This is a genomic window from Aquimarina aquimarini, from assembly GCF_900299535.1.
Lineage (GTDB): Bacteria > Bacteroidota > Bacteroidia > Flavobacteriales > Flavobacteriaceae > Aquimarina > Aquimarina aquimarini.
Genome location: NZ_OMKE01000005.1, coordinates 31,615 through 51,764 on the forward strand (window position 1 = coordinate 31,615; position 20,150 = coordinate 51,764).

The 20,150-nt window shown below is 31.8% G+C and carries 12 protein-coding genes; 6 read left to right on the forward strand and 6 right to left on the reverse strand.

Translation table 11 applies throughout. From position 1 onward, the window contains the following. Positions 1 to 3: 3 nt before the first annotated feature. Positions 4 to 6,876 carry a BspA family leucine-rich repeat surface protein gene (locus DG508_RS01135; protein WP_108866389.1) on the reverse strand — a complete coding sequence of 2,291 codons (6,873 nt, stop codon included), beginning with the start codon at positions 6,874 to 6,876 and terminating at the stop codon, positions 4 to 6. Between the two features lie 494 nt (positions 6,877 to 7,370). Here DG508_RS01135 and DG508_RS01140 point away from each other — a divergent pair, with 494 nt between their 5' ends. After that, on the forward strand, positions 7,371 to 7,832 hold the full coding sequence (locus DG508_RS01140; protein ID WP_108866390.1) for a GbsR/MarR family transcriptional regulator: 462 nt from the start codon (positions 7,371 to 7,373) through the stop codon (positions 7,830 to 7,832). Further along, positions 7,833 to 8,333, forward strand: coding sequence for a DUF6653 family protein (locus DG508_RS01145; RefSeq protein WP_108866391.1), 501 nt, complete (start codon positions 7,833 to 7,835; stop codon positions 8,331 to 8,333). Positions 8,334 to 8,406: 73 nt separating this feature from the next. Here DG508_RS01145 and DG508_RS01150 read toward each other — a convergent pair whose 3' ends face one another. From DG508_RS01150 to DG508_RS01170, 5 genes are all read right to left on the reverse strand, one after another. After that, positions 8,407 to 10,029 carry a tetratricopeptide repeat protein gene (locus tag DG508_RS01150; RefSeq protein ID WP_108866392.1) on the reverse strand — a complete coding sequence of 541 codons (1,623 nt, stop codon included), beginning with the start codon at positions 10,027 to 10,029 and terminating at the stop codon, positions 8,407 to 8,409. A gap of 206 nt (positions 10,030 to 10,235) precedes the next feature. Beyond that, positions 10,236 to 11,285, reverse strand: a complete 1,050-nt coding sequence (locus tag DG508_RS01155) for an alpha/beta fold hydrolase (RefSeq protein WP_108866393.1) — start codon at positions 11,283 to 11,285, stop codon at positions 10,236 to 10,238. Further along, complete coding sequence (locus DG508_RS01160) at positions 11,285 to 11,896, reverse strand: hypothetical protein (protein WP_159090585.1); 612 nt, start codon at positions 11,894 to 11,896, stop codon at positions 11,285 to 11,287. The genes DG508_RS01155 and DG508_RS01160 overlap by 1 nt, the downstream gene beginning before the upstream one ends. A gap of 194 nt (positions 11,897 to 12,090) precedes the next feature. Next, complete coding sequence (locus DG508_RS01165; protein WP_108866395.1) at positions 12,091 to 13,218, reverse strand: serine hydrolase domain-containing protein; 1,128 nt, start codon at positions 13,216 to 13,218, stop codon at positions 12,091 to 12,093. A 93-nt stretch (positions 13,219 to 13,311) separates the two neighbouring features. Then, entirely contained in the window at positions 13,312 to 14,448 is a 1,137-nt protein-coding gene (locus tag DG508_RS01170; RefSeq protein WP_108866396.1) for a helix-turn-helix domain-containing protein, read from the reverse strand. Positions 14,449 to 15,375: 927 nt separating this feature from the next. On the opposite strand from DG508_RS01170, the gene DG508_RS01175 reads away from it, so the two are divergent. The 4 genes from DG508_RS01175 (at position 15,376) to DG508_RS01190 (ending at position 19,712) form a co-directional block, all read left to right on the forward strand. After that, complete coding sequence (locus DG508_RS01175; protein ID WP_108866397.1) at positions 15,376 to 16,167, forward strand: M57 family metalloprotease; 792 nt, start codon at positions 15,376 to 15,378, stop codon at positions 16,165 to 16,167. A gap of 248 nt (positions 16,168 to 16,415) precedes the next feature. Continuing rightward, on the forward strand, positions 16,416 to 17,033 hold the full coding sequence (locus tag DG508_RS01180; protein ID WP_159090586.1) for a Crp/Fnr family transcriptional regulator: 618 nt from the start codon (positions 16,416 to 16,418) through the stop codon (positions 17,031 to 17,033). Positions 17,034 to 17,109: 76 nt separating this feature from the next. Next, the gene (locus DG508_RS01185) at positions 17,110 to 17,748 is read left to right on the forward strand and encodes a Crp/Fnr family transcriptional regulator (protein ID WP_108866399.1); all 639 of its coding nucleotides are present in this window, start codon (positions 17,110 to 17,112) and stop codon (positions 17,746 to 17,748) included. Between the two features lie 812 nt (positions 17,749 to 18,560). Continuing rightward, positions 18,561 to 19,712, forward strand: coding sequence for an alpha-hydroxy acid oxidase (locus DG508_RS01190; RefSeq protein ID WP_108866400.1), 1,152 nt, complete (start codon positions 18,561 to 18,563; stop codon positions 19,710 to 19,712). Positions 19,713 to 20,150: the final 438 nt, after the last annotated feature.

Sequence of the window (20,150 nt, forward strand, 5' to 3'; positions counted from 1 at the left end):
TGATTATCGTTTTAAAACTAAAAAGCCTTTTAGTTTTTTTAAAGAATTAGCTCTGGGAATATTTATAGTAAAGAAATATGTACCTTCTGGTAATTCCCCTCCTCCTAAATTGGTCAATCGGTTTGCATTCCCTCTAAACACTTTTGATGCATTATTGTAACCCGAAACCTTAAATACCATATCTCCCCAGCGATTATAAATAGAAACCGTGTTTTCTGGATAATTCTCTATTCCATCAATTTCCCAAAATTCATTAATCCCATCCCCATCAGGAGAAAATCCGTATTTGGTAGTATCTTCTACAACGAGTATCGGATTTTCTGTAGTAAAACTCTCTTCTACACATCCTATAGCATTGCCACTAGTATTGTATGGTATAATGCTTACATAAACAGTAGTATTCTCAGACAAATCATTTGATAAATCAAAAGTAGTGACGCCCCCAACGTCCTGATTATCGATGATATCTGTTCCTCCAGAAAGTGTTCCTACAGAGATCCGATATCCTGTAGCACCAGAAACAGCATTCCAACTTAAATCTGTAGCTATAGAAACATTGGTTGAACCATGTATAGGACTAGAAAGTGAACTACAACTTGGTACTGTAGCCAATATTTCTGTAGTAAAACTCTCTTCTACACATCCAGTCGCATCGCCAATAGTGTTATATGGTATAATGCTTACAAATATTTCAGTGCCTTCTGGTAAATTAGTAGGTATATCAAAAGTGGTTATGTTTCCTACATCTTGATTATTTATAATATCAATAGCACCTAAACTTGTGCCTATTGAAATTCGATAACCTGTAGCACTAGCAACGGCATTCCAACTTAAATCTGTAGCTATAGAAACATTGGTTGAAGCATGTATAGGATTAGAAAGTGAACTACAATCTGGCACTGTAGCCAATGTTTCTGTAGTAAAACTCTCTTCTACACATCCAGTGGCATCGCCAGTAGTGTTATATGGTATAATGCTTACAAATATTTCAGTTCCCTCTGGTAAATTAGTAGGTATATCAAAAGTGGTTATGTTTTCTACATCTTGATTATTTATAATATCAATAGCACTTGAACTTGTGCCTATTGAAATTCGATAACCTGTAGCACTAGCAACGGCATTCCAACTTAAATCTGTAGCTATAGAAACATTGGTTGAACCATGCATAGGATTAGAAAGTGAACTACAATCTGGCACTGTAGCCAATGTTTCTGTAGTAAAACTCTCTTCTACACATCCAGTGGCATCGCCAATAGTGTTATATGGTATAATGCTTACAAATATTTCAGTGCCTTCTGGTAAATTAGTGGGTATATCAAAAGTGGTTATGTTTCCTACATCTTGATTATTTATAATATCAATAGCTCCTGAACTTGTACCTATTGAAATTCGATAACCTGTAGCACTAGCAACGGCATTCCAACTTAAATTTGTAGCTATAGACACATTGGTTGTACCATGTACAGGGCTAGAAAGTGAACTACAACTTGGTGCTGTACCTAATGTTTCTGTAGTAAAACTTTCTTCTACACATCCAGTGGCATCGCCAGTAGTGTTATATGGTATAATGCTTACAAATATTTCAGTGTCTTCTGGTAAATTGGTTGATAAGTCATAAGTGGTTACACTCCCTACATCAAAATTATCAAGTATATCGGTTCCTCCTGTTGTTGTACCTACTATTAATCTGTACCCATCTGTATTAGCACTACTATTCCATATTAAATTAGTAGTAGTTGCTACATCTATAGCGCCATTAAGCGGAACAGAAAGTGTTGTACAAGCGGGCGGATCGTTTAATGTGGTATTACCTGTTCTAAAACTTTCTTCTAGACACCCAATCGCATCACCTACAGCATTATAAGGTATAATAGTAACATAAAAAGTTCTGTTCTCATTAAGGTTACTAGAAAAATCGTATGTAGTAACATTACCTACGTCAATATTATTGGCTATTTCTATTCCTCCTTGCGTAATCCCTACAGTCACTAAATATCCTGTCGCTCCGTCTGAACTATTCCAACTCAAATTTGTATCTATTGGAACATTTGTTGCTCCGTTTATTGGATTAGAAATTGTAGTACAGGAAGGTACTACGGGAATCAATTCGGTAGTAAAATTTTCTTCTACACATCCGCTAGCATTTCCTTCTTCATTATAAGGTATCAATGTTACAAAGATCTCTGAATTCTCTGGTAAATCATTTGTCAAATCATAAGAGATCACATTACCAACATCTTCATTATTCAAAATATCATTCCCTCCAGAAGAAGTACCAATTGTTACTACATACCCATCTGCATCTGCAATTGCTTCCCAAGAAAGGTTACTATCTATCATAACATTGGTACTACCATTTGTTGGATTTGTTAATAGTGTACAATCTGGTACAGAGGCAAGAGCTGTAGATAGGCTAAAAGTCTCTACAACACAAGCTGTTGCTACTCCTTCATCATTTCTGGGTTCAATAAGTACCGTTACACTAGTAGTACCAACCAGTGCATTGGCGGCAAATTCATACGTTTCGGTAAGTACTGTTTCATTGATCACTGCACCACTTGGCTGAAGTGTAATTGTAAGATCGTACTGAGTAGCATATAGTACTGGTCTCCATACAAGATTAGTATTTATTGGCACATCAACTGCCCCATTTTCTGGCGATGTTAATTGTGTACATTCTGGAATAGGGCAATCACGAATATCATCAGTAAAAACCCATCCATACGTGTCTATCATAGCTTGTCTTTCTTCGATACTTTCGCAGTAAAGAAGTGTTGCTGCGCCTAGGTTAATACCTGTAACCAATGCTTGTTCAGACCATGATATTAATGTGTTGTCATAGTTTTCTCTAGTTAGAGCCGTATTATCCAGCATATCTAACATATCACTTACATTACTTACACTCCAATTACCCAAAAATTGATCAAAGACTGTTGCTCCTTGAAACATGGATCGCATACTCGTACTACCAACATTCCACATGTTCATTTCTTGATTGTAACTAATCGCATTTCTGAACATATAATTCATATTCTGAACATTACTAATTCTCCAATTATTTAAGGGTTGATTAAAAGCACTGGCACCATCAAACATGTATGCCATCGTATGTACCCTTCTTACATTCCAGTTATTAATAGCACTATCAAATGAAGTGGCTCCTTGAAACATTCTTTCCATTGTAGCTACCGAAGCAACATTCCAGGAGTTCATAGGCTGATTGTATACAATAGCATCTTTAAACATCTCTTCCATAGTAGTTACAAACGACACATTCCAATTATCTACATTTTGATCAAACATTACTGCTCCACTAAACATTTCTTGCGTGTTTTGCAATTCACCAGTATTCCAGTTATTTAGTGGTTGATCAAATACAATAGCTTCTTTGAACATTGCCTGCATACTGGTTACTACCCCTACATTCCAGGAGTTTACATTCTGGTTAAAAACGGAAGCCTCTTCAAACATAGATGCCATAAGTGTTACTGAGCTCACATCCCAATTGCCCAATGGTTGATTAAACATTGTTGCACCTTCAAACATAGATGTCATATTAGCTACTGCGCTTACATCCCAAGTGTTTAACGGTTGATTAAAACTATCTGCGTTTTGGAACATACTCGACATGTCTACAACAGAATTCACATTCCAATTACCTAATGCCTGATTAAAAGTATTTGCATTATTAAACATACTCTGCATGGTAGTAACGTTTGTAACATTCCAGCTATTTATATTTTGATTGAAACTAGTGGCAAATGAAAACATAGAAGCTGTAGTGATTACAATAGAAACATCCCAATTGTTTAACGGTTGATCAAACACAGATGCTCCAGAAAACATACCTTGCATTGTAATTACGTTTGAAACATTCCAGGAATTCATAGGTTGATTATATACTACAGCCTGATTAAACATACTATTCATATTGGTAACACTACTTACATCCCAATTATCCAGCGGTTGATTAAATGCTTGAGCACTTCTAAACATTTCTCTCATTGTAAGTACAGAGCTTACATCCCAATTATCCAGTGGTTGATTAAATATTTCTGCTCTGTTGAACATCTTTTCCATGTTCTCTACTGATGAGACATTCCAGCTATTTAATGGTTGATTAAAAGCATCTGCATCTTCAAACATTCTAAGCATAGATATGGTATTACCTGTATTCCAATTATTAATATTTTGATTAAAAGCATCTGTTCTGAAAAACATTAAAGTCATATCAGTTACATTGCTTACATCCCAATTATCCAGTGGTTGATTAAAAATTGATGCTACCCCAAATAATGCTCTCATATTAGTAACATTGCTAACATTCCATGAGTTAATATTTCCGTTAAAATTTTGGCATACAATAAACATAGAGCTCATATTGGTAACATCGTTTAGGTTAGGGATATCTGTAGCGTTATATACCATATTTTCACAACCTGCAAATGCTCGTTGCATACTTTTCCATTCTTGTGTTCCCCACTGATCAATAGAAAGGAGCTTAAAGGCGTCACTATTAAACTCGTCATGCCTTGGTGCAGGAAACGTACCTATAATACTCACTGTATAGATTCCTGCTACTAGATAGGTATGTGTTATATCTCCTGTTACATTATTGTCATATTGCCCATCTCCCCAATCAATAGCATAGTTATATGGAAACCCAGAGATTGAGGTTGTTTGAATTTTTAATTGATTTATAGGTGTAGTCTGGTTCACTTCCTGAAGTCTTGTATCATAAGTAAGCTTAAAAGCATCTGGACTGTTGACCCAACTTTCTATAACTGTAAAACTAATTTCTGAACAGCCTGTAGCTGGCCCTTCATCATTATATGGCACAACGGTTACATAGACAGTATCCCCAGGTGTAAACTCATTGGTAAAATCTAGTCCCACTACATTTCCAAAATCGTGATTATCATAAATAATCTGTGTACTCCCCCCATTCTCTCTTCGGATACTTACTCTATATCCCGTTGCATTTGGAGCAGGCGCCCATCGTATATCAGAATTAGCAGGCACATTGGTATCTCCATCTACGGGCGATGTTATCTGAGTACAAAGCACAAAAGAGCAATTGATTATGTCTCCAGTAACATTCCAGTTATGGTTATCAATTAAATCTTGCCTAGCATTCCTGCCATCACAATAATTAAGGCTTGTTGCTCCTAGCATTACATTATCTGAAACTGCTTGAGTAGCCCAACCGATCAATATAGAATCATAATTCTCCTGAGAGATCCCACTATTAGATAGCATATTGGTCATATTGGTAACATTTGTAATATCCCAATTCGCTAAATTTTGATTAAAAACTGAAGCATTTGTAAACATTTCACTCATGTTTGTCACTAAAGCAACATTCCAACCTATTATATTTTGATTAAAACCTGAATTAGAAAATGCACGCTGAAAATTGGATACACTACTCACATCCCAATTATCCAGCGGTTGATTAAATGACGATGCACCAAAGAAAATAGAAGACATATTTGTTACTGCGGATACATTCCAATTATTTAAGGGTTGATTGTAGCTTGTTGCATCCTCAAACATGCTCATCATATTGGTCACAGAACCTACATCCCAATTATTAATATTCTGATTAAAAGCGGTAGCTTCTTCAAAAAAACCTCCCATATTAGTAACATTACTTACATTCCAACTAGCCAGAGGTTGATTAAAAAAACGGTTGTCTCTAAACATATAGCTCATATCGGTAACATTACTTACATCCCAACTATCAAGTGGTTGATTAAACACACCACCCCATATCCAGCCATCAAACATTCCTGCCATATTGATAACATTGGTAACATTCCAACTATTAAGTGGTTGATCAAATGTTCTATGCCTATAAAACATTCTAGACATATTAGTTACAGAACTTACATCCCAATTTGCAATAGGTTGATTGAAATCTGATTGTCCAAACATATTAGACATATCGGTAACATTACTTACATCCCAATTTGCAATGGGTTGATTGAAATCAGAAGAAGAGAACATACTCGACATAGTAACCACATTAGCAACATTCCAATTATTTAAGGGCTGATTAAATCTATTGGTACTACTAAATGTACCCCGCATTGTGGTTACCTGACTTACATCCCAATTATTAATGTTTTGATTAAATCTACCAGCGCCTCTAAAAGTGTTTAACAACGTAGTTACAGAGGCAGTATTCCAATTATCCAAGGGTTCATTAAAGTTTCGGGCTTCACTAAAAGTTTCAGACATATCTGTAACAGATATAGTATTCCAACTATCCAATGGTCTATTGAAAATATAAGCTCCTGCAAACATCCCAGAGATATCTGTAACTGCACTTACCTGCCAATTATTTATGATCCCATTGAATACTCTACAGTTTCGAAACATGTTTTTAAGACTGGTTACCAGAGATAAATCTGGAGCGTCTATAGCATCAAAATTTAAGTTTACGCATCCGTAAAAAGCATTTTCCATCGTTTGCCACTCTATGACACCCCATTCGAGAATCTCAATAATCTTTTGTCTATCTCCCGAATTATTAAAATAAATGGCAGGAAAATCACCACTTATTTTCACAGTATATGTTCCTGGTGTTGCATACGTATGCGTGATATCTCCTGTTACACCTGTATCAGTAGACCCATCTCCCCAATCAACAACAAAATTATATGTATATGATGAATTTGTAGGGATTGTAATTTGATTGATAGCAGAAGTACCTGGTTGGTTTGTATCCCATATTGCAGTAAATTCTCCTACGTATGCAAAAAGTTCTGATGTATTTGAATACCCTTTTGAAAATCCATAACAAGTAGAAGTAATTAAAAGGCTACATATAGTTATATATAGTATAGTACTTAGGTGTATTTTTTTTATCATATTATCGTATCTAAAAATCTATTTCTATAAGGATTATTCATTAGAAATCATCTCTTACTATTTGCAAGAATGAAATTAAGTAGAGTCATCCATAAAAAAGTACCAAATTATAAGTTGATACATATAGTTATTTGATTAGAGAGTGATACTGGCTTATATTATTTGTTACTAATAGAGCTTATTAAGAGGCATATAGACACTAAAGACATATAAAATCATATCAACAGAATACTAGATTAAAACTCGATCCCGAGTATCATTTTTTGGTTTAAGTAATCTATAACTTATAGATAAATGACTAAACTATTATAGTAAAGAGATATGCTGCATACCTTATCATTACCATTGTGTGTCATTATGATTTGTCTTGAATATAGGCTACAATAATTTAAATTAATAAGATTTTACGGCTACAGAATAATATTTTACATATTCTGGTTCATTTATTACTGAACTTAATGTACTTTGCATTAAATAAATTTTGATTTAAAAAAATGACCGCAAAAGAAAAATATATAGAAGATGTTGGTATGTTCTATGAAAATTATGGGTTACCCAAAATGGCAGGACGAATATTGGGTTATTTAATATCTTCTGAGACAGACAATAATTCTTTCGATGATTTAAAAAATACATTGAAAGCGAGCAAAGGGTCAATAAGCGGAAATATAAACCTACTGTTGAGTCAAAATATGATTGAAAAACATATGATTTCGGGCGACAGAAAATCATATTACAAAATTGCCTTAATCAGTCTTGAAAACATAATGACATCTAAGCTCAAGTCTGTTATCCAGTTTAAAATGATTTTAGCGAAAGGATTAGAATTTGATTTAAGTAATGGCAACTCAAAAAAACAGAGTCTCTCCGAAATTTTGAACTATTACGAATTTCTTGAGAGTGAAATTCCAAAACTTAAGGTTAAATGGGAGCTTAAAAATAACAGAATAGATTAAATGATGACACTAGAAAAACGATTCGCAAAAATATTCAATCTTGAAGGGGATACCTGGATAAAGCATACCAACCCATGGTCTATATGGACAAGGTTTGCAACGCTACCTTTTTTAATAGTAGCTATTTGGTCAAGAGTATGGATAAGCTGGTATTGCTTAATCCCTATAATACTTCTTCTTATTTGGATAAAAATAAACCCAACTTTATTCAAAAAACCGACCAGTTTTGATAATTGGGGAGCTAAATCTGTATTAGGAGAAAGATACTGGTCTGAAAGAAAGGAAAATCCTGTTCCTAAACATCATCATAGAGTAGTATTTATCTTAACCATTTTACAAACCATTGGTGGAATAACACTAATGATTGGTTTATGGAAACTTGAAATAAACTTGACAATTATCGGAGGAATAATTATTTATTTGGCAAAAATGTGGTTTTTAGACCGAATGGTTTGGATATTTGATGATATGAATAACGAACACTACAAGGTGAAAAAATAATAAGAGTTGAGTGCTAAAACCAAAAATCAAGTACGATTTACCTTCTTATTTTTCTTATACAAGTTGATATAGGTTATGCATTGGAACCTTCTGTCAATTGTGCTTGTCGATATTCTGATGGAGTTTGCCCTACCAACTGTTTAAATACTCTATTGAATGACGTTTTACTGGCAAAACCAGATTCATAACCAATAGCAAGCACTTTATAATGTGCGTATTTATCATCTTTCATTAATTGTTTTGCTCGATCTACGCGGTATAGGTTAAGAAAATTATTGAAGTTTTTTTCAAAACAAACATTCAATATTTCTGAAAAAAGATGTACACTTATATCTAATTTTTTAGCAAGGTCAGATTGTTTAATTTCATGATCAAGATAAGGTTGTTCTTTTTCCATATATTCTAATACCTGTTGCACATATTTCTCCTTATCTTTTGTTGTTAATGAAGATTTTTTATGGTTTACATCTATTGCACTGCTCTCTTTAGCAGCTGTTTTTTGCTGTGTGAGGTTATATATTTTTACTTTAAGAGTTTTGTTCTCATCTTTTAATATGATTTGATCTTCTTTTAATTGGCGAGCTCTTAGTTCTGCTTTCTTTTTCTTTTTACCATATATAAATAATACCCCTAGTAAAATCAAAATCACAAAAAAACCAACCCAAATAGAGACCCACTTAGATTTCTTTTGGCCTTCTAATAATTCTTCTGTATTAGCAAGATCTTTTTCTACTTCTAACCTTTTAGCTTTAGATAGAGAGGATAGGTATTTTTTTTGGGAAGCTATATATCCTTTTTGCTGCATATTAGCTCGCTCTAAAGCGCCTTGTTTTTCAAAAGCCTTTGCCAATTGTTTATGGGTATCCATTTGAATTTTCAGATACTCATTTGTAAAAGATATTCCTTGTGCCAATTGTAAAGGTGTGATTGCCTCATCATACTTTTTTAGCCGTACCAAAGAGGTTCCCATAATATATAAACTTAAGGCTCTACTCTCTGCAGACTGCTCACTTGTATAAAGTGCTTCTGCTTTTCTACTGTATGCTAGTGATTGTTCATACTTTTTTAATTGTAGGTAATTATCAGCCATATTATTAAAAACGGCAATAAGGATATCATCACGTTTCAGCTTTTCTCCTATTTCTTTAGCTTTTTCAAGATATTTTAATGATTTTTTAAATTTCTTATTTCCCGAAGAAGATTCTGAAAATCCAATAAAAACTGCCATTTTATATACATCTGGCCCATCAAACTGTTCTAAATACTGTGATGCTTCATTAAATGCCTCTCTAGCTTTATCAGGATAACCAATTATATTATACAGATTTCCAAGATTGATTAAAACAACAGTACGTTTTTTATAACTTTCTGGTAATTCTTTTGAAAGTTCTAAAGCCTGTAGATAATAGGTTAAAGCTTCATCATATGCATCAATTTTTTTATAGTATATTCCCAGTCTAATAATTGCATCAATTTCAAACTCTTTTAAATTATGTTCTTTGGCAAGTATTAGTATAGAATCTGTATATACTTTAAATGTTTCGTAAATTCCAAGTTTATAAAATTTTGATTGTAGTTCTGTCAGTCTTTTTGCTTCTTCTGTTGGGGTTCTTTTAAGCTGACTTTCTGTTTTTTGAGAGTGAACAGCATTAAAAAGAAACAAAAAGATAAAAAAAGGTTTAATCAATTTCAACATTAGAAAATAAAATTATAAGATATTGCAAATTAATATTTTATTTTAATCAACCTTACTAGCCTCTACACTATTTTCTTATCTATCACATAAGTATGGATAAAAGAAGAAGGCAATACTAACTCTATCAAATAAAATAACAAAATAAGGACTAAACGTAAAGCTTAGCCCTTAATTACTATTAATTAGATAATATGATTATCGTCTCTCTATTTATACTGATTGATAAATTCAATTACTTTTTCAGCAAAAAGATCAGGTTCACTAAACATGGGGCTATGTGCAGATCTCTCAAAGATAAAGAGTTCTTTATCTCTAGAACCTAAATTATCATAGGCCTCTTGGGCATATACAATAGGAACGATAATATCATATTTTCCCCAAAGTACTAGTGATGGTATTTTAATTTCTGACAATCTATTGGTAAATGACACTTTAGAAAAAAGTCCTTTTTTCACTAAAATAGATTGTATTTTACCACTATTCCAGTTATTGGTAAAAAAGTTATATTGCGATCCGCTTTCTCCATCAAATTTTGATTCGTTGATGATATTATCATCTGCAAGCTTTTTTTCTGCATTATGTGTTTCTCTATTTAATTTATAAAAATCATCATCACTATAAGATGCTCCTACGCTTTTAACCACATCTTGTACACCTTTCCAGTATTCTACATTGTTTTGTAGTACAATTTGCTCATCAGCCATCTCTTTTAAAGCTATTTTATAGGCATTATAAGCCCCTTTTGGATCATGGCTACCATCAACATCAATCCATCCTAAGAAATCTTTTTGATCTTTTAACAAGGCTGCAGGCCCTAAAGTACCTCCCCAACTATGCCCCATTAAAAAGAATCTGGAATCATTACCGTATTTAGCTTTTAAAACCTTTACCAAAGCCAATACGTCTTCTGCCATCAGGTCAACACTTACATCTGCTTCAGAATAACTACCTTGAGAGTTGCCAGAACCTCGTTGATCAAAATAAACAACGGCATTATTTTTTTCAATTTCACTTTTAATAGTGTTAATTCTATATTGTAATCCAGTACCACCTGGCCCTCCATGCAATACAATTAAAAATACTTTTTCAGAGGCATTACCATGAATGTATGCGGGCATATCAGCTTGCTTATGCCGTACATAAATGGTTTCACTTAAATCATTAATATCATCATCTCCTTTTGAACAAGAGGAAACACTCATCAATATAAGTATGAGAACGACTATTTTTATGTGATGAAGAATCATTTTTTCCATTATTTTTTTCTTTTAAAATTAAATCGATGACCGTAGTGTAATGAGAGAATAGGTAATGCTCCTGCATTATAATTTGTTTGTAGGGTATATTGAAGGTTTAGATACCAACCTGAGCGTTTTTTCCCTTTACGTTGTTTTCCTATTCCAATAGCAATAGAAGGTGCATAATATCCTCTACCAGGTAAAGAAACTTTAGACACATGCTCTCCTTTTACCTCATAGGTTTCTGGTAAAAACGAACGATAATATCCAAGCGGGTTTACCTCTACATTGTATTGCTTGCCTTTGGGATTCGTTCTACGCCAGGTAAGACCATAGTAAGTTGATAATCCATTGTCTGTTTGTGTCGCAAAGTTTGTAGAATAACCAAGGCTACCATTAAACAAAAACTGGTGAGTGATAACCTTTTGTCCTTTCTTTCGTTCTTTGATATTTTCAAATTTCTTCCATGCGTATTCAGCACCAATAGCAAGTCCATTATCCCAAAGAAAGTTTCCGTAATATCCTACCTTAAACTCTGTTCTGTCTAAAAAAGAAACACTACTGCTTTGAGTTTGGGCTTGAAGGTGTACTACAGCCATGAATAGAAAAATAATACTATGTATTCTCATATGTTTATAATATTGTTTTATAGGTCACATAGAACTTCCCAAGTAATCATGTTCTGCTATATGTCAAAACTTTTATGGTGGATCGTTTTATGTTTCTTTATTTTAGTATTTACTTATTTTGATAATAATTGTATTAGAATTCCCCATTTTTAAGGTTTTAATACCTTTAATTTGAACATATCTGTACTTATTTATTATTTAACAGATATGTTTCCTAACAGATCAGCACCTAATTCACTTATTTTATATCCGTAAGTACTTTCAGTAAGTCCAGAAACATTAGACAATACGATTATGGCTTTTTTATTTCTCTTGTCTATTGCCAAATAAGAGGCATAACCACTAGTTCCCCCAGAGTGGGTCAACACTCTAAATCCCTCGGTTTCATGAACGTGCCACCCTAACCCAACAGATATACCTCCTCCTATTTCAAATGTTGTTTTTTGCGGTAAGTTGTACACCATGTCATCTTCAAAGTTTTTATGAACAAATTTTTCCAGATCGGTCACTGAAGATTTTATAGAGCCTGCTGCTGTCAGCACTTCAGTAAAATTCCAATTCTGAACGGCATCACCACTTTCATTGCACCCAGGCACTAGCTTTTCGGCATCTACATTTGTTAGAAGTGTCGTAGAATTAAACATTTGAAGCGGTTCAAAAATCTGCTTTTGTAATAACTCTTCATACGATGTCATCATCTTTTTAGATAAAATATAGCCAAACATTCCCATTCCTAAATTTGAATATTCGTACTGTGCACCACTTTCAGCATTTAAAACAACGTGGCTTTGTAGGTAGCTTTTCAAATTATCAGGAGTATAACTTGCAAATGGATCCTTGGGGTTAAAATCTATAATTTCATCAATATTGGTAGGCAATCGAGGTAGTCCAGAAGTATGATTGGCCAACTGCATTAAAGTAATATCTCCACCAGCTTGCAAAGGGAAATCAAATTGATTCTGTAATGTTTCTGTTAATGTTGCTTTATTAGTGGCAATTAATTTAGAGAAACATATACCTGTAAATATTTTTGTTATAGATCCTATTTCAAAAATTTTATCGGCATTATCAATTTTTCTTAATACATTGTTATCATTGTAGACACCAATATACTCTGTAGATTCATTATCTATAATTGCTATAGCGATTTGCACATTTTTTGGTAAGTCTGAAACATTATCTTCTATAGTTTTGACAAATTCTTTATTTTCTATATCATCCTTGAGCGTTTTTGGAGGATCATTTGAATTGTCATCATTACTACAACTCGAAAAAAATATACTGCAAATGAATGCAATATTCATCATGTTCTTAATTCTCATACCTTCTTATTTATTTGTAATTATTTCGCTACAAACCTATATGAAGTATGGTTTTTGAAGGTTTCAATACCTTAAAATTTAATAAATCCGGACTTATTTATACTTCTTTCTGTAAGCATTTGGCGTGATACCTGTTATTTTTTTGAAAGCGTTATGAAAGGTTGATTTTGAAGAAAAACCGCATTCCAATCCAATCGCCAAAAGACTATAATTATCAAAATCAGTATTTAAAATGATATCTTTTACTTCTTGAACACGATAGTGATTAATATATGTGGCAAAATTATTTCCTGTAATTATATTTATAAGTTGAGAAACATAGCCTGTACTGATGCCTAACATTTCTGCTACTTTATCTCTATCTAATGTACTGTCTCTATAAATGTGGTGGTTTACACAAAGGTCTTCCAACTTTTTAAAATATATATTTTCCTTAGTAAAAGTTTCTTCTTTTTTATCATCAGATACCTTAGGTAGGGTAATTTCTGTGGCAACTAGATTTTTTTTGACTGGATTTTTTCTATTCATCAAGGCTTTAATTTCTTCCTGATCTCTCGCTAGTCTGAATTTAAAAATACCATAATAGGCTGTCCAATGTATTAAAAATGTAGATAGTACTGCCAAAGCTCTCATAATTGATGTAATATCAAAATCAAAAAGTAATGCGAGAATAATCGACAGAACAAAAGAAATCATTATTATAAAAGTGAGCAACCATAGATAAGTAAGCCATTTTTTTTCTTGAATGTTATTTGAATATCTAACAAAGACATATGTGCATAGTAAAATCCCAGGGATGAAAAATACTATGAGTAGAATATGTGTAATTTCCAGAAAAAGTAGCATAAAACTAAAAGGGGAATCAAAAGTACTAATGGTATCCAGTTCATCTAAAACACTAAAAATTGTAGCGTATAGATAAGGTACAAATAACCATATTACCTTTTTAGAGTTCTTAATTGGGTGGTTAATCTGATTAATAACATATAAAAAAATAAAAACAGGGAAAAGAATGCCAGAATCTATAATATCAATAAAGCGCAAAAATGGAATATTCTTATACACTCCAATATCATCAAGAACATAATTTAGCAAAGAAATAGAGAGCGAGAAAAAAGCAAAGGCTAAATACTTATTGGCACTACTCTTGAACAAAGGGGATTTTAAAATAATGCCCCCTAAAACAATTCCTTGAAAAATTGCAATATTAAGAAGAGTGGTTAAAATCAAATGTTTCTATTTTATAATTGAATAGTGTATTCAATGTTTTATAGCGCCAACTATAGATTATGCTTGTAATACAATAATACAACTGGATAAAAATAATAATATTCTTTGTTTTTAGAATATCGTAGCATAAAAAAGATTATCTAGCGAACTTATTTACTATTTTTTATTATAAGTGATAGAGTAAAAGAATTATTATGGGAATATAAAAAATCTATAGGTATTGCCCTCCATACCCTCAAAGTTCAATTTTTTTCATTCAGGATTTGAAAGTAGCAAGGATGTTTTTCATTTTTTGACATTCCATTCTTAAATAATTTAATGATAAAAAATAGGCTTAAATATATAATTTATATCTGCTCTAAGGATTAAGAGTATCTCAATATGTTAATTTTGGTCGAATTAGTGATTGTGAAAATTATGTTAAACGGTGTTAAACACCTATATCCAAAAGCAGTATTTTTTATTTATTAACCATAATCTTTTTACTGTTTTTGTCTTTTTTCTTAAAAATGGATTCGTATAGTTCAATGAATTAGAAATACTTAAACTCAATATTCTTTTTAGAGCTTAGTGTTAATTATAGCAATGTGATCTTGTTTACTGCTTGATTTCCTCTCTTTTATCGCATGTTTATTTAATAGTTTAGCAACATCTTAAGGCTTAATTAATACCCTTTTTTAATTAATGTGAATAAGGTTCCATTTATAATTATTACCCAAATAGCGCATAGAATTTAATTTAAATTCTACGGGTGTTTTTCAGGAAATGGTTTCCCTAATTTAACATTAGATTCAAAAGGGTATTATAAAAGAAAAGACACCATGTAACTAGTTATATTTTTTGGGTTAACCCTTATTTTTTCCGAGTATAAAATTAATAATAACAATAGAATAGAAACATTTTTTTTAATAACACAAACTTAAACAAATGAAAAATCTAAATCTTTTTGCAATTTTACTAGTTGCATTATTAATGGTACAATGTCAAGACGAAGGTATCGAAGAATTCCAACAAGCAAAAGATCCTATCCCAGAAGAGATTATAAATGGCTTGAATGCTATGGGATTTAATACTGTAGACTATGAAGTACTCCAGAAAAAGGAAGGGTATTTGGTTGAAGGAGATATTATAATTCCTACAAAAACAATTTTAAATGCAACAACTACATCTGCTAAACATAGAAGAGCCGCAAATATATTAAGTTGTGATGCAGCCAGACGTGTAACTGTAAAAAATAACATTCCTAGTATTAACAATCTAGTACGTGATGCGGTTAACAGTTGGAATGAGGTAGTGAATAGTTCTTTAAGAGTTCGATTGGTAAGAACTGGTAATGCTGATATTAATATTAATAGAGAAATAGGAAATGCCGGCTCAGGAAGGTTTCCTACAGCAGACGGAAGACCAGGGCCAGTTATAGAGATTGATCCTGCTTTATATGATGTTCTCCCAGCAAATCAAAGAACTCAAGTTTTAAGATTTGTACTCAGACATGAAATCGGTCATAATATTGGTTTTGGACATACAAATCAAAATGATCCAGGTAGTAGTCATATAGAAGGGACACCTATGAATGATTCCAGATCTACAATGAATGCTCAAGCTCATGCTGTATTAAATGGGAATATAGATGTATCATTATTTCAGTCTGGCACGCTGAGTCAGCAAGATATAATCGCAGTAAGACAATTATATCCTGCAAACAGAGTCTGTCAATAATTTTTTGTAATAGATTCAAAATTTAAAAATCTCCAATATTAGGTATAAGAAGTATTCAAACCCTTTTTTGGATATCATTTTTCTATAAAAAACACTAAAACAGAAGTATTTTCTTAAGAAACTCAATTTACTGATATGATGCCTCTTATAATATAGAGGCATCATTTTTCATATAAATATATTATTATATCGATGTTGAAAAACTCAACATGGTATTTAATTTTATTTTAAAAATTCATAAAGCAAAAATGGCATTAAAAAAGATTCTAGATTCTAACCCAAAACTATATAATGCCTTAAAAAAGAAAGGAGAGGAAAAAAAATATAACCACGGAGACCTCATTATTTTAAATGGGTCTGTAAAAGATAAAACTGCTTTTATTTTTAAAGGATTATTTAAAGTAACCTTAAAAGGAAAAAAGCCTTTATTACTATATCACATAGACTCTCAAAACCAATGTATCATAAGTTTAATGAATTTTTATACTAGCTCAGTAAAAACTTCTATTACCTCTTTAGAAAAAAGTAGTTTATTATGGGTGTCTAATGCAGACATCTTGGAGCTAGCTAATTCTTTTCCATTATTAAAAATTGAAATGTTATCCTCATACCACTATAACAATCAACAGCTCTTATTAACAATGGATACTATTATGAGGAAATCTATTGAGGATAGGTTTATTGATTATCTACTAACCAAGAGTAGTATCTATAAAACAAATAAACTTTGTATCTCTTGGAATGAAATAGCTTCAGATTTACAAATTTCAAAAACAACTGTCTTTAAAATTATAAAAACCCTTAAAACAAAAAAACAAATCACACTAAGTGAAGAACAAATAATAATAAACAAATTTAGTTTATGAATAACTAACTGTTAATTAACCCTCATTTACCATTCATAATTTATACTTAAATTATTGTTTTCAAGACTTTTAACATATGATTTTAAATACAATCACAAACCGAATAAAAACATCAGAGGTTTTTAAACAATTTCCATTTTTGTTTGAATCCAATAATAGTATAAAATATTATGATCCAGGATTCTTTTCTTTCAGTGATGATACAGCCAATTTTTATAAATTTTTAATCTACGGTTCCTTAGAACTTTATCTAAATCGTTCTGAGAAAAAGGTGTTTTTATATAAGCTAGAAAATAAGCAGCTACCAATCGTAAGCATTTATAGTTCATTAAGCGATACTCCTATTGATTTTTATTGTAAATCTCTGAAAGAGTCTGCTATTTTATTTATATCTCTAGATAAAATAAGAGCGTATTCGTTGGATTATGAAGAATTTAGAAAAAGCTTCATCAAGTCTAAAGAATATCATTATTCTTCTATCTTACATGTAATTCACTCCTATACAACTGATTGTTTAGAGAAACGTTTACACAACTATCTTTTAATAAAATCGAATTCATATAATACACTAGAATTGCCTATCTCACAAAACGAAATTTCTGAAGAATTAAATTGTTCTCGTGAAGCAGTGACTAGAAATTTAAAAAAATTAAAAACAAAAGGGTTAATTGAAAACAAGAGGGGGTTAATTTTAATTAAAAAAGAAAGTATTTAACAATAGATTTATAATGCTATCCAGTACTTTATTGGAAATTGATTAATATATCCAATCTTCTGCTTTGATCTTTGTACAACTATTGGATAACTTCCAATGCATTCCATTAAGTTCTTTTTTATAAAAACCTGAATGAATTAACCGTTCTATACTATATCCTTAGAATTTGAAGTTTTTTAATAAATAGGAATATTTAATGGTCACTTTTTCTTAAAACATCGATCTATTTGGTTGCTTTAGAAAAATAACCATCTTTACTTTAACATCCTTAATTGATACCAATGGCATCTTATATCTGGCTTGCTGCAGAATTTTCTGAAGGAAACATTCTGATAAATCACTTAGACAGTAAAATTGTAATGAACTTCGTTAAGGAATTCAACAACAACACTTATAAGTACCTTATTGCTAACTAGTTCTCATCTTCTAGATTTTTTAAACGTTTTAATTATTACTGTTCCATACTTTCGTACTTCTTTCATCAATAATAGAATATACTATTACCAATGCCCTGTTCTCGAGATAGCCTCCCAACCGATCAATCTTTTCATTTTCCTTGAGCGTCCTGATAATTTGACTTTTGCTAAATTTGTTGTTTTTTATTGTAACAGTTTGAATTTAAAGTTAGTAAATTTGAATTTCAAACTATTCTATTTTCAGGAAGCCTAAAAAAAGTCTGGCATTGAAGATTTAGAAATTTTCTTGATCAAGAATAGACCATTTATGATTATAATAGTGAATAAAAATTTTTCATTAGAAAAAATTGATAATGGACAAGATATTTACGCTCCAGAATTAATTTAAAAGACAATATGAAACTTACTTATAATTTCAAATATCCATCAATTGAGGATTTAAGAAAAAAAGCAAAGAACAGAATTCCAAAATTTGCTTTTGAATATCTTGACGGAGGATGCAATGAAGATGTTAATCTTCATAAAAACACTGCTGAAATTCGAGAAATAGAACTCCTTCCTTATTATTTAAGTAAGCATACACGTTCTAATATGCAAACAGAACTATTCGGGCATACTTATGATGCTCCTTTTGGAATTGCTCCAGTAGGTCTACAGGGGCTTATGTGGCCAAATGCTCCAGAAATTTTGGCAAAATCGGCGTTTGAACACAATATTCCCTTTATATTAAGTACAGTTACAACAAGTAGTATAGAAAGAATCGCTGAAATTACAGAAGGAAAAGCGTGGTTTCAATTATATCATCCTGCAGAAAACAAATTAAGAGATGATATAATAAAGAGAGCAGAAGTAGCAGAATGCCCAGTTTTGGTTATTCTTTGTGATGTTCCGACTTTTGGATTTCGACCTAGAGATATTAGAAATGGATTAGCCATGCCTCCAAAAATGTCAATAGAAAACATTCTACAAATATTAGGTAAACCAAGATGGGCGTTAAATACCTTATTACATGGGCAACCTTCTTTTAAGACTTTAAAACCCTATATGCCGAATAATTTAGATTTGAAGCAATTAGGAAAATTTATGGATCAAACTTTTTCTGGAAGATTAAATGAGGAAAAAATAGCCCCTATTCGCGATATGTGGAAAGGAAAATTAGTTTTAAAAGGAGTTGCTAATGAAGCTGATGCCGAAAAAGCAATTAGACTAGGTTTAGATGGACTTATAGTATCTAATCATGGCGGGAGACAATTGGATGCTGGAGAATCTTCTATAAAACCGTTAACTAGAATAGCTTCTAAATATGGTAAAGATATTAAAGTAATGATGGATAGTGGTTTGCGTTCTGGGCCAGATATTGCTAGATCTTTAGCTAGTGGCGCAGAATTTACTTTTATGGGGCGACCATTCATGTATGGTGTTTCTGCATTGGGCAAATCTGGAGGAAATCATACTATTTCGCTCTTAAAAACTCAGTTGCAACAAGTAATGGAACAAATATGTTGTGAAAAAGTAGAAGAGTTTTCAAATCATTTGATTAGCAGATGATAAGTTAAAGGTGCTATTTCCTTATAACTTTTTAACTCTTCAATTATATGTTTTCTTGATTTCATGATTAATATCTATTAACAAAGAGTTATTGAAATAAATTTGATAACAATAAAAAAATACCATTTTTTGAGTTTTGTACTTTAAAAAAAACACAAACCTACTGCCTTTATCATCTACAACTATATCTCTACCTATATCCATACTAAACAAATTCCCATAGGCTAAGTAAACTTCATGTTCCAAATTATAATCTGGCACCCTTTTCTCATCGTTCTAATCTACATTTGAATAAAAAGAAGTAATTAAACAAAATTAGAAATCAATCTTTTTAGTGGAAATCAAGGGTGATGTTTCGGTGGGAAACAGGGGTTTATTTCTATTAAAAGTTTTCTAAATTTGATATAGAATCATATAAAAAGTATTTTTAGTTTCATG